The 1894-nt window shown below is 42.9% G+C and carries 1 protein-coding gene and 2 tRNA genes (2 of these 3 running past the window's edge); 2 read left to right on the plus strand and 1 reads right to left on the minus strand.

Annotation, left to right across the window (positions count from 1 at the left end; translation table 11 throughout):
- Both RSA72_RS04600 and RSA72_RS04605 read left to right on the plus strand, forming a co-directional pair.
- Nucleotides 1-51 (plus strand) — tRNA-Glu (locus RSA72_RS04600) (it extends 27 nt beyond the left edge of the window).
- Nucleotides 52-1701: 1650 nt separating this feature from the next.
- A partial coding sequence (locus RSA72_RS04605; protein WP_332624028.1) for a hypothetical protein occupies nt 1702-1894 on the plus strand: 193 nt, incomplete at its 3' end.
- Nucleotides 1847-1894, minus strand: a tRNA-OTHER gene (locus tag RSA72_RS04610) (it continues 51 nt past the right edge of the window). The genes RSA72_RS04605 and RSA72_RS04610 overlap by 48 nt on opposite strands.

Here is a 1894-nt window from a genome sequence, read left to right on the forward strand (position 1 = left end):
CATCGCCCTTTCACGGCGGTAACCGGGGTTCGAATCCCCGTAGGGACGCCATCTGCTTTTTCTGGTTTCATTCTTCTAAGTTTTACTTTGCTTAATCAGCTTCTTATCGATTTTTTTATCTCAATTGAATCTTTTTTACATTAAAGATATTTCTGATTTGTATTTTCGCCAAAAAAGTTACTGATCGTCAGTATTCCTGCAGCTTATATTTACAGCTGTGCATCTTGCCTGTCCGCCTTTATCCATTGCAGCCTTAACCGCGCTCAGCTCAGCTCCGCTGTTTTGCTGACTAAGCTAAAAATTCGCCATCAAATACCTCTGTGCAATTAAATACCATTGCCACCGAAGCTGAAAGTGCGGAGGATAAAATCAGGAAAAACCTGTACGCTAAAGAAAATTTGGAAAGAGTTCCGAACAGCTCAAAAATATTGCTGATTTATTAACAGTGCATCCAAATGTGCAGTTAAAGCCGGATCCAGTCATTGACCGTACTATGGCAGGAAGCATCAGAGCGGCAGCTTCGGCTTGAATTTATATGATTAAGCCAATGCAAATACCGGAATCCAGTTTGGCATACAGCATTTGGAAAGCGGCGACCTTTATTTTCAAAATAATGTAAGCATAAAGGCTACAGCATGCTCCAGCAGTGATGCTCTTTTCAAAACCGATCAGAAGCTTAATCAGGCGCAGCTCAAGCCATCCTTAAACTATCAGGAGAAAAATTCCAGCAGTGACCGAATACTTCCAAATCTATAAACGGGCATTCATCGCGGGAAAAAAACTGGTCGAAATCAAGCATCATAGCTTCAACAGCTATGACATTTCGCCCCTGAACAAAGACAAATGCATCATTCAAGACGGAAAATTAATGCTGAATGTCCTTCAGTCAATTTCAATCAGCCATGGCCTGCCCGTATACTTTGGGAAATTGCACCGAACAGCGCCTCAATGAAAATCCGCAGCCTGTCCGCTACCGCTCTGACTATTATAGCTAATTACCTAAATAGCTGTCACATACAAAACCTAATGAAGCATATTTTATGGGAGATTGTGTGTGATACAGATTTCAAAACTCAGCTATATGATGGCTAAGTTTTCTTGAACGATTCCGCAAAAATCCCTTCAGCCTCGAGTTTTCTAGGCCTTTGAGTAAAATAAACTTTGGATACGCGCGTGCGGCAGGGATGCCGCACGTTGCCCATCACGGCAAGGATGCCGTGTATGGGCAACAAAAGACTTTTGCCGACTTTGGGTCTTTCCAAAGTCGGGACTTGCCTGCGCAAAGGCATCTAAATTTCTAAAGAAAAAATGAGGCAGTGCAAGCGCATCGTTAATTGCCGAAATAGTTAGTGCAGCTAAAACCTCATGAAATCATATTTTATAGGAAATTATGCGTCATACAGACTTTAGAATTTAGCTATATTCCCGCATGATAGCCCTACAGGCCGCTAATCATACAGCGCAGATAAATCACCATCGCACTTTAACCGGGACATCCGCACCGCATACAGCCTTCCCCTCAACCAAGATCAAAAGAATATTTTTGGCCTGACTGTAAACAATCTGCTGAATAAAAAACAAAGCGCTGCGTCCACGAATGAAAGCAGAAAGGCCTCCAAGGGTTCCGAACTTGACCGCCAGTATTGCCGATATTATCTTTAAGTCTTAGCTTCTGCGGCGTTTAATCAGTCTCTTTTCAGCATGGCCAAAAATGCTTCCATGCCATTTTATGGCATCTGCCGCAGGCGGACTATTGCTGCTGTGGCTAATTCTAAAATGCCTATGCTGAGCAACAAAAATCAAAAGAAAAAAAGACCCTTGATAATCAAGGGTCTTTTTCGATATTTGGCGGAAGCGGTGAGATTCGAACTCACGGAGGACTCACACCCTCGTC

The organism is Acinetobacter sp. (assembly GCF_036659555.1).
In the GTDB taxonomy this organism is placed as follows: Bacteria; Pseudomonadota; Gammaproteobacteria; order Pseudomonadales; family Moraxellaceae; genus Acinetobacter.